9 protein-coding genes are annotated in these 9,195 nt (G+C 71.6%); 4 read left to right on the top strand and 5 right to left on the bottom strand.

Annotated elements, in window-relative coordinates; translation table 11 throughout:
• Nucleotides 1-233: 233 nt before the first annotated feature.
• Nucleotides 234-1,694, bottom strand: a complete 1,461-nt coding sequence (locus AB0I88_RS40550) for a gluconate:H+ symporter (RefSeq protein WP_361037508.1) — start codon at nt 1,692-1,694, stop codon at nt 234-236.
• A gap of 9 nt (nt 1,695-1,703) precedes the next feature.
• Nucleotides 1,704-2,381: an SDR family oxidoreductase gene (locus tag AB0I88_RS40545; RefSeq protein ID WP_361037506.1), complete on the bottom strand. Its 678-nt coding sequence runs from the start codon at nt 2,379-2,381 to the stop codon at nt 1,704-1,706.
• A gap of 73 nt (nt 2,382-2,454) precedes the next feature.
• Between AB0I88_RS40545 and AB0I88_RS40540 the strand changes: the two genes are divergently transcribed.
• Nucleotides 2,455-3,081: a TetR family transcriptional regulator gene (locus AB0I88_RS40540; RefSeq protein WP_361037504.1), complete on the top strand. Its 627-nt coding sequence runs from the start codon at nt 2,455-2,457 to the stop codon at nt 3,079-3,081.
• A gap of 161 nt (nt 3,082-3,242) precedes the next feature.
• Here the strand turns inward: AB0I88_RS40540 and AB0I88_RS40535 are convergent, their stop codons facing one another.
• Together AB0I88_RS40535 and AB0I88_RS40530 are read right to left on the bottom strand one after the other, a co-directional pair.
• Entirely contained in the window at nt 3,243-3,854 is a 612-nt protein-coding gene (locus AB0I88_RS40535; RefSeq protein WP_361037502.1) for a TetR family transcriptional regulator, read from the bottom strand.
• Nucleotides 3,851-5,338 carry a DHA2 family efflux MFS transporter permease subunit gene (locus AB0I88_RS40530; protein ID WP_361037500.1) on the bottom strand — a complete coding sequence of 496 codons (1,488 nt, stop codon included), beginning with the start codon at nt 5,336-5,338 and terminating at the stop codon, nt 3,851-3,853. Before AB0I88_RS40530 ends, AB0I88_RS40535 begins: the two co-directional genes overlap by 4 nt.
• A gap of 135 nt (nt 5,339-5,473) precedes the next feature.
• Here AB0I88_RS40530 and AB0I88_RS40525 point away from each other — a divergent pair, with 135 nt between their 5' ends.
• Both AB0I88_RS40525 and AB0I88_RS40520 read left to right on the top strand, forming a co-directional pair.
• The gene (locus tag AB0I88_RS40525; RefSeq protein ID WP_361037498.1) at nt 5,474-5,632 is read left to right on the top strand and encodes a hypothetical protein; all 159 of its coding nucleotides are present in this window, start codon (nt 5,474-5,476) and stop codon (nt 5,630-5,632) included.
• Nucleotide 5,633: 1 nt separating this feature from the next.
• On the top strand, nt 5,634-6,470 hold the full coding sequence (locus AB0I88_RS40520) for a PfkB family carbohydrate kinase (RefSeq protein WP_361037496.1): 837 nt from the start codon (nt 5,634-5,636) through the stop codon (nt 6,468-6,470).
• A 42-nt stretch (nt 6,471-6,512) separates the two neighbouring features.
• Here AB0I88_RS40520 and htpG read toward each other — a convergent pair whose 3' ends face one another.
• Entirely contained in the window at nt 6,513-8,348 is a 1,836-nt protein-coding gene (gene htpG / locus AB0I88_RS40515; RefSeq protein ID WP_361037494.1) for a molecular chaperone HtpG, read from the bottom strand.
• Between the two features lie 122 nt (nt 8,349-8,470).
• Here htpG and AB0I88_RS40510 point away from each other — a divergent pair, with 122 nt between their 5' ends.
• Nucleotides 8,471-9,043 carry an RNA polymerase sigma factor gene (locus AB0I88_RS40510; RefSeq protein ID WP_361037491.1) on the top strand — a complete coding sequence of 191 codons (573 nt, stop codon included), beginning with the start codon at nt 8,471-8,473 and terminating at the stop codon, nt 9,041-9,043.
• The last annotated feature ends 152 nt before the right edge of the window (nt 9,044-9,195 follow it).

Genomic DNA, 9,195 nt, shown 5'->3' with positions numbered 1-9,195 from the left:
GCATCGTCGGGATCGGGGCGAGCGGAGGCCTGCGGCCCGAGGCCACGGCGATCGTGCGCCGGCTCGCCAGACGCTCCGAGACAGCGCCCACGACCAGCCGAACAAGATCGACTACAGCGCATGGTCACTTGCGAACGGGCACGCCGATGGTGCGGTCGGCAGGACTCCACGGCGGGTTCGTCCGGGCGTACCGGAAAACGGCGGGTTCGTCCGGGCGTACCGGAAATGGGTTTTCAGAGAAGCAGTGACAGGAGCATGACGCATGCGAAACCGACCACCGAGATGATGGTCTCCATGACCGACCAGGTCTTGATGGTCTGGCCGACGGTCATGCCGAAGTACTCCTTGACCATCCAGAAGCCGGCGTCGTTGACGTGCGAGAAGAACAGTGAGCCGGCACCGATGGCGAGGGCCAGCAGCGAGACCTCGGTACGGTCGAGGGTGGTGGCGAGCGGGGCCACGATGCCGGCCGCGGTGATCGTGGCGACCGTGGCGGAGCCGGTTGCCACACGGATGCCGACGGCCACCAGGAAGCCCAGCAGAAGGGCGTTGATGTTGGCGTCCCGGGCGGCGTCGGCGATCACGCTGCCGACGCCGACGTCCACCAGCACCTGTTTGAAGCCGCCGCCCGCCGCGACGATCAGCAGGATCCCGGCGATCGGCGGGAGCGCGCCGCCGAGCACCGCCGACGTCTCCTTGCGGTCGAAGCCGGCGCGTTTGCCGAGGGCCCACATGGCGACGAAGACCCCGGCGAGCAGCGCGACGACCGGTTCGCCGATGACTTCGAGGGTGTCGCGGAGAGCGCTGCCCTCGGGGAGGACGAGTTCGGCGATGCCGCGGGCCAGCATCAGCACGACGGGCAGCAGAACGGTCAGGACGGCCGCCCAGAATCCGGGGTTGCGGCGTGGGCCGACCTGTTCGTCGACGAGTTCGCCGGGGGCGTTCGGGTTGGTGAGATCGCCACGGTCGACGAAGTCCTGGCCGCCGGACGGGCCGGACGCGGGCCGGTCGCCGGTGGCGAGCAGCGCCGGGACCTGCAACGGGACTCGTTTGGCGATGAAGTTCCCGAAGACCGGGCCGGCGATGATCACCGTGGGGACCGCGCAGATCAGACCGAGCAGCAGGGTGAGGCCCAGGTCGGCCTGGAGGGTCTCGATGGCGACGAGCGGTCCGGGGTGCGGCGGCACGAGACCGTGCAGCACCGACAGCCCGGCCAGGGCGGGGATTCCCAGGCGGAGCAGTCCCACATCGGTACGCCGTGCGGCGAGCAACACGATCGGCACCAGGAGCACCACGCCGACCTCGAAGAACAGCGGCAGGCCGATCAGCGCGGCGACACCGGCCATGGCCCACGGCAGCGCGGCCCCGGAGACGCCGTTGACGATCCGGTTCACGATGCCGTCGGCGCCGCCGGACTCGGCGAGCAGCGCCCCGATCATCGAGCCGAGCGCGATCAGCACGCCCACGCCGCCGGCCGTGCTGCCGAGCCCGGCGGTGAACGAGTCGACCACCGCCTCCGGGGCGGCGCCCGCGGCCAGGCCGAGGACGCCGGCGCTGGAGATCAGGGCCAGGAACGGGTGCCATTTCGCCCACGCGATCAGCAGGACGACGGCTGCGATGCCGAGCACCGCGGCGAGAACGAGTTGCGTGGTCCCGGCGTCGGTGATCGCCTCGGCAGCGATGGTCGTCGTCATGGGGCGGCTCTACCCCATCGAAACCTGTTTCAATCCCACGCTACGGGTCAGCTCGTCACCGAGGATTTCGGCGTCCCCGCGGGCGACGGCGTCGAGGGCCAGTCTCGCGACGGCGGCCGGGTCGGTCTTGCGGTCGGCGGGGACTTCGGCGGCCATGTCGGTGTCCATGTAGGCGACGTGCAGACCGGTGACGGTGACGCCACGCGGGGCCAGCTCCTCCCGGGTGGCGTTGGTGAGGGCCCAGGCCGCGGCCTTCGACGCCGAGTACGACCCCGCGGCGGCCGGGTGCAGCCAGGACAGGATGGACAGCACGTTGAGGACCGCGCCGCCGCCGTTGGCCTCGACGACCGGGGCGAAGGCGCGGGTGACGGCGAGAGTGCCGAAGTAGTTGACCTCCATGTCCCGGCGGATGCCGGCCAGGTCGCCCTCCAGGAGGCCGGCGGCGGCGGTGACCCCGGCGTTGTTGATCAGAAGGGTGGCGTCGGCGGCGGTCTTGGCGGCCCGGGCCACCGACTCGGGGTCGGTGACGTCGAGCTGGAGCGGGACGGCGCCGGGAAGGTCGACGCTGTCGGCGTCACGGGCGGCGGCGTAGACCTTGGCACCGCGTTCGAGCAGTTGGGCGGCGAGGTGACGGCCGAATCCGCGGTTGGCTCCGGTGACCACGGCTACTGCGCTGGTGAGTTCCATGCGGCTTAGATTACGGCCATCATCTAACTCCCCACCAGGTGATAGATGACACTCCTCATCTATAGTTGGCGGAATGGGACGGGTGTCGCAGGCGCAGGCCGCCGAGAACAGGGAACGGATCGTCGCCACGGCGGCACGGCTGTTCCGGGAGCGCGGGATCGCCGGAGTGAGCGTGGCCGACGTGATGGGCGAGGCGGGACTCACGCACGGCGGGTTCTACAAGCACTTCGCGTCCAAGGACGCGCTGGTCGCGGAAGCGGTGGCACGTGCCTTCGCCGACCAGGCCGCCGCGTCCGGGGCCACTGGCGAGCCGGGCGGACGGGCCGCCTTCCTCGACGGCTACCTCTCCCCCACCCACCGCGACGACCCCGGCGCAGGCTGCCCCACCGCCGGATTCGGCGGGGACGTCGCCCGCTCCGGGGGCGGGGACGCGGCGCGGTACGCGTACGCCAAAGGGGTTGAGGGTTTCGCCCGGCGTCTCGGCTCCGACGGCGAACCGGATCTCGCGGCCCTGAGCACGATGGTCGGGGCCTTGATACTCGCTCGCGCCACGGCCGGAACCGCGCTGTCCGACCGGATTCTGGCCGCAGCCCGCGAATCGCTCGGCTCTCGGGCCGCGACCGGTCCGAGGATCACCGGCGGGACGGGCCGATCAGCCGGGGCGGCGGATCCACCGCCGCCGGCGCAGCCAGGGCGCTGACCGGCGCCGTCGGGAAGGCGGCCGGGTCGTGCGGATCGGCGCACTCGGCGTGGGAGCGGGTGGAGCCGGACCGGCCGGGCCCCGATCAGGTCGCCGTTCTGCTGCGGGCCCGGCCACGCGGGCCGAACCGACCGCTCAGGCCCGCCGAGGCGAGGGTGCGGTCAGCCGAGGGGCAGGCCGGCCTCCAGCAGGGCCAGGGCCTGCTGGACGCGGTCGAAGTCGTCCGGCTGCACCCCGTCGTCCTGGTAGCCGATCGGCAGCACCGCCAGGATCGCGCCGACGGCGGCGCCCGAGATCACCCGGGCGGAGAAGTCGCCGGGCGGGAGGCCGGCGCGTTCCGCGATCACCCCGGCCATCAGGTCGATGGCCTCGGTCATCTGGTGCAGCACCCGGACCCGCAACTCGGGCACGCCGAGGACCAACCGCTGCCGGCGCCGCTCCAGCTCCCAGGCCTCCGGGCTCAGGTTGTCGAACACCTCGCGCATGGCCAGCCGGAGCGCCGCGACCGGCGCGACCCCGGCGGGCTGCGCACGGATCGCGGCGGCCACCACGGCGTCGACGTCGTCGACCAGGACGACGTCCTCCTTGCTCGGGAAGTACCGGAAGAAGGTGCTCGGCGAGACCTCGGCGGCGTCGGCGATCTGGTCCACGGTGGTCGCCGCGAACCCCTGCTCCTCGAACAACCGCAAGGCGTGGTCGCGGATCGCGGCCCGGGTCTTCGCCTTCTTGCGCTCGCGGAGACCGGCGGGCACGCCGGCCGAGGTCGCTGTCATACCCCCGATTCTGCCAGCACCGTCGACGGCGCCGTCCGCGCCGGAAGCAGCACCAGCGCGAGCGCCACCCCCACCGCCGCCACCCCGGCCGCGACGAACAGGGCCGCCGCCGTGCCGTCGGTGAAGGCGTCGCGCACCGCGCCGAGCAGCGCCGGATCGCCGAGCCGGCCGGCGACCGCGACCCCGGCGGCCGCGCTGTCGCGGGCCTCGTCCGGGACGGCCGCGGGCAGCGCGTCCCGGTAGGCGGTGTTCATCGCCATGCCGAGCACGGCGACCCCGATCGCGCTGCCGACCTGCCGCAGCGACTGGACCATGGCGTTGCCGACGCCGCTGCGTTCCGGGGTGAGCGCGCCGAGCGCGGCGTTCATGGCCGGCGGCATGGACAGGCCGAGGCCGACACCGGCCGCGGTGATCCACGCGCCGAACAGGGTGTAGCCGAGCACGGCCCCGGCCGCCAGCGACGCGGCGATCACCGCTAGACCGGTCGCGATCAGGGTGCGGGCGCCGATCCGGGCGGTGAGGGTGTCGGCGATCCGGGCGCCGGCGATCAGGCCGGCGATGATCGGGAGCAGCCGCAGCCCGGTGCCGAACGCGTCGTGCCCGCCGACCGCCTGGAACAGCTGCGGCAGGGCGAACAGCAGGCCGAAGAACGCGAACCCGGCCAGCGTGGCGAGGACGGTGCCGCCGGTGAACGCCCGGTTCCGGAACAGTTCGAGGTCGATCAGCGGGGCGGCGGCCCGCCGTTGCCAGAGGACCAGCGCGCCGAGCGCGAACACGCCGAAGGCGATGGTCACCAGGGCGCGCGGGTCGCTCCAGCCGCGTTCGCCGGCCCCGATGATCCCGTACGTGAGCGCGACCAGCCCGGACGCCGACAGCACCACGCCCAGCCAGTCGAAGCGGCGTTCCCGGTCGCCGTGCGACTCCGGGATCAGGGTGGCGACGGCGACCAGCCCGAGCGCCACCAGCGGCAGGTTGATCAGGAAGACCGAGCCCCAGTGGAAGTGGTCGAGCAGCCAGCCGCCGAGCAGCGGGCCGAGCGGCACGCCGAGCGCGTTGGCGGTGACCCACAGGGACAGGGCGCGGGGCCGTTCCTCCTCGTCGAACAGCACGGTGAGCACGGCCCCCATCAACGCCAGGATCACCGCGGAGCCGAGCCCGAGGGCGGCGCGGGCGGCGATGAGCTGGCCGGTGGTGTCGGCGTGGGCACAGGCGGCGGACGCGGCGCCGAACAGCGCGAGGGCGATCAGCAGCAGGCGCCGGCGCCCGTACCGGTCGCCGAGCATCCCGGCCGGGAGCAGCGCGGCGGCCAGGACCAGCAGGTAGGAGGTGGTGAACCACTGGAGGTCGCCGGTGGTGGCGCCGAGATCCTGGGCCAGGGTGGGCAGCGCGACGCTGAGCACCGTGCTGTCCAGGCCGATGGCGAGCGTGCAGAGGGCGAGGGCGATCAGGGCGTACCAGCGCCTCGCGAAAACGGTAGTAGCCATGAATTGACAGTAACTCTCAAAAACAAGCGTCTTCCATTTTGCTGTGGACGGGCACAGCTACGGCGTGCCGACCTGCGGTGGTTGCGAGTCTGTGTCACGATCTTGGACGGCGACGCACCAGGCGGAGGGGCTCCGATGAAGAAGGTTCTGGGCTGGTCCCTGTTGTTCCTGCTCGTCTTCTGGATCGGCACCAGCCCCGGCCCAGCCGCCGACGTGGCCCGCAGCCTCGGGCAGGGCGTGGCCGACATCTTCTCCAACATCGGCACGTTCTTCGTCGAACTGTCCGACGGCTGACGTGCGGATCCTCTGCGTGGGCCTGGCCACGGTCGACCTCGTGCAGCGGGTGACCCGGATGCCGGGCGTCAACGAGAAGGTGCAGTCCGCGTCGGTGGACGTGGCGGCCGGTGGGCCCGCGGCCAACGCGGCGGTCACCGCGGCCGCCCTCGGCGCCGACGTCACCCTGGTCAGCGTGGTCGGGGCGCATCCGCTCGGCGACCTGGTGCGGGCCGACCTCGCCGCACACGGCGTCACCCTGATCGACGCCGCGCCCGCGTCGGATCAGCCGCCGCCGGTCTCCGCCGTCACGGTGCTCGACGCGAGCGGGGAACGGACCATCGTCAGCCACAACGCCGGCTCGCGCGCGGTGCCCGTACCGGAGAGGGGTTTGCCGGACGCGGACCTGACGCTCGTCGACGGGCATCATCCCGCGCTGGCGATGGCAGCGGCGCGGGCGGCGCGGCGCCTGCTGGTGGACGCCGGAAGCTGGCGGCCGGTCTTCGCCGAGATCTTTCCGCACGCCGAGGTGGTGGCCTGCTCCGGCGACTTCCGGCACCCGGGGGCCGCCGGTCCCGGCGACGCGGCGACCGCCGCGGCCGTCGCCGCGCCCCACGTGGTGATCACCCACGGTGACGAGCCGGTGAGCTGGTTCAGCGCGGGCACGTCCGGGCTCGTTCCGGTGCCGCGCGTCACCGCGGTCGACACGTCCGGCGCCGGCGACGCGTTCCACGGCGCACTCGCCATCGCCCTCACCCATGGTGACGATCTTCAAACCGCGATCCGGTACGCGTCCCGCGTGGCCGCCACCCGCGTCGTGCACGCCGGACCGCGCGCCTGGCTGTCACACCTGCGGTGAGGTCCCGCCCGCCGAACCTGCCGGCGGGCGGGAACCGGAGGATCAGACCGTCTGCGCGAGCCGGTCGGCGAGCAGCTTGGCGAACCGGGCCGGATCGTCCAGGTCGCCGCCCTCGGCGAGCAGCGCCGTGCCGTACAGCAGCTCGGCGGTGTCCGGCAGGGCCGGGTCCCCGGCGTTGCGCTCGTGCGCCGCTCGCAGCCCGGCGACCAGCGGATGGTCCGGGTTGAGCTCGAGGATCCGCTTCACCCGCGGCCCCTCCTGGCCCATCGCCCGGTACATCTTCTCCAGCGCCGGGGTGATGTCGTCGGCGTCGCTGACCAGGCAGGCCGCCGAGGTGGTCAGCCGGTGCGACAGCCGCACCTCCTTGACCCGCTCGTCCAGCTTCTCGGTGAGGAAGCCCATCAGCGGCCCGAAGTCGCCCTCCGGCTGCTTCTGCTCCTCGTCCTTCTTCAGGTCCACCGTGCCACGGGCGATCGACCGCAGCTTCCTGCCGTCGAACTCGGGCACCACGTCGACCCACACCTCGTCGACCGGGTCGGTGAGGATCAGCACCTCGTAGCCCTCCGCCTGGAAGGCCTCCATGTGCGGCGAGTTCTCCACCTGGGAACGGCTCTCACCGGTCAGGAAGTAGATCTCCTCCTGGCCCTCCTTCATCCGCTCCACGTAGGCGGCCAGCGTCGTCGGCTCACTGCCGTGGGTGGTGGCGAACGACGCGATCTCCAGGATCGGCTTGTGGTTGTCCGGCTCGGCGAGCAGGCCCTCCTTGACCGCCCGGCCGAACTCGCGCCAGAACGTCGCGTACTTCTCCGGGTTGCCCGTCATCAGGTCCTTGATCGTGGACAGGACCTTCTTGACCAGGCGGCGCCGGATCATCTGGATGTGCCGGTCCTGCTGCAGGATCTCGCGGGAGATGTTCAGCGACAGGTCGGCCGCGTCCACGACACCCTTGACGAAACGCAGGTAGTCGGGGATCAGCTCCTTGCTGTCGTCCATGATGAAGACGCGCTTGACATAGAGCTGGAGGCCGCGGCGGGCGTCCCGCTGGAACAGGTCGTGCGGGGCCCGCGACGGGATGAAGAGCAGCGCCTCGTACTCGAAGGTGCCCTCCGCCTTCATGTTGATGATCTCGAGCGGGTCGGTCCAGTCGTGGCTGATGTGCCGGTAGAACTGGTGGTACTCCTCGTCGGTGACCTCGCTGCGCGGCCGGGCCCACAGCGCCTTCATCGAGTTGAGGGTCTCGTCACCCTTCCTGATCGGGAAGGAGATGAAGTCCGAGTACCGCTTGACGATCTCCTTGATCTTCCACTCGTCGGTGTAGTCGTAGAGCGCGTCGTCCTCGTCCTTCGGGCGCAGGTGCAGTGTGATCGTGGTGCCGACCGGCGCGTCCGGCGCGTCGTCGATCGTGTAGGTGCCCTCGCCCGCCGACTCCCAGCGCGTGCCGTGGCCCTCGGTGCCCGCCTTCCGCGTCACCAGCGTGACCCGGTCCGCGACCATGAACGTCGAGTAGAAACCGACGCCGAACTGGCCGATCAGCTCGGGGCTCTCCTTGGCCTCCTTGAGCTTGCCCAGCAGTTCCGCGGTGCCCGACTTGGCGATCGTGCCGATCAGCTCGACGACCTCCTCGCGGGTCATGCCGATGCCGTTGTCCCGCACCGTCAAAGTCCGCGCCTCGGGGTCGGACTCGATCTCGATGTGCAGGTCGGAGGTGTCCGCCTCGAGGCCGTCCTGCAACTTGGCCAGGCGCAGCTTGTCCAGCGCGTCCGAGGCGTTCGAGATCAGCTCGCGCAGGAAGATGTCCTTGTTCGAATAGATCGAATGGACCATCAGCTGCAGCAGCTGCCGCGCCTCTGCCTGGAACTCCAACGTCTCCATCGTCACCCGTTTCCGTCATGTCCGGTGGTTCACCACGATCGTAGGACGCTCGTCCGGCGTCCCCTCAACCCGCCGACGAATTCCGGGAACCGAAACGCCGCCGCGGCCATAAGGAGGATGTGAACGACATGACGGACGACGGCGAACTGTGGCGGCGGGCCGCGCACGGTGAGCCCGACTGCTTCGGTGTGCTCTTCGAACGGCACGCCGAGGCGGTCCGCTCCTTCTGCGCCCGCCGCACCGGATCCCTCGACGCGGCCGACGACCTGGTCTCGGTGGTCTTCCTGGAGGCCTGGCGCCGCCGCGCCGACGTCGAACTGGTCGACGGCACGGCGCTGCCCTGGCTGTACGGCATCGCCCGCCGCACCGTCCAGCACCGCTGGCGCACCGTGCTGCGGCACCGTCGGGCACTGTCCCTGCTGCCGCCACCACCGCCCGCCCCCGACCACGCCGACGAGGTCGCCGCGCGCCTCGACGACGAGCGCCACCTGGCCGCCGTCCGGCAGGCCCTGGACCGGCTCCGACCCGCCGAACGCGACGTGCTGATCCTCTGCGCCTGGCAGGGCCTCGGCTACGCGGCCGCCGCCGTCGCGCTGGGCGTGCCCGTCGGGACGGTCCGGTCGCGGCTGTCCCGGGCCCGCGCCCGCCTGGAGACCGTCACCGCGCCGATCCCGCCGATCCCGCTGAAGGAGCCGTCTTAACGATCCCCACGGATAAATCCGGGGGATTTCCCTCCGGGGACTTGCCCTGGATTTCCGGCTCGGACTGCATCTGATCCACCGTCGCGGAGGGAGGCGATCTGATGTCTGACGTCGTCGGCACTGGCACGGTCGCGTTCAGCCGTGGCGAGGAT

Origin of the sequence: Actinoplanes sp. NPDC049802, assembly GCF_040656595.1 — a bacterium.
In the GTDB taxonomy this organism is placed as follows: Bacteria; Actinomycetota; Actinomycetes; order Mycobacteriales; family Micromonosporaceae; genus Actinoplanes.
The sequence above is the reverse complement of the archived record's forward strand: the minus strand, read 5'-3'. Positions and strand labels throughout refer to the sequence as shown.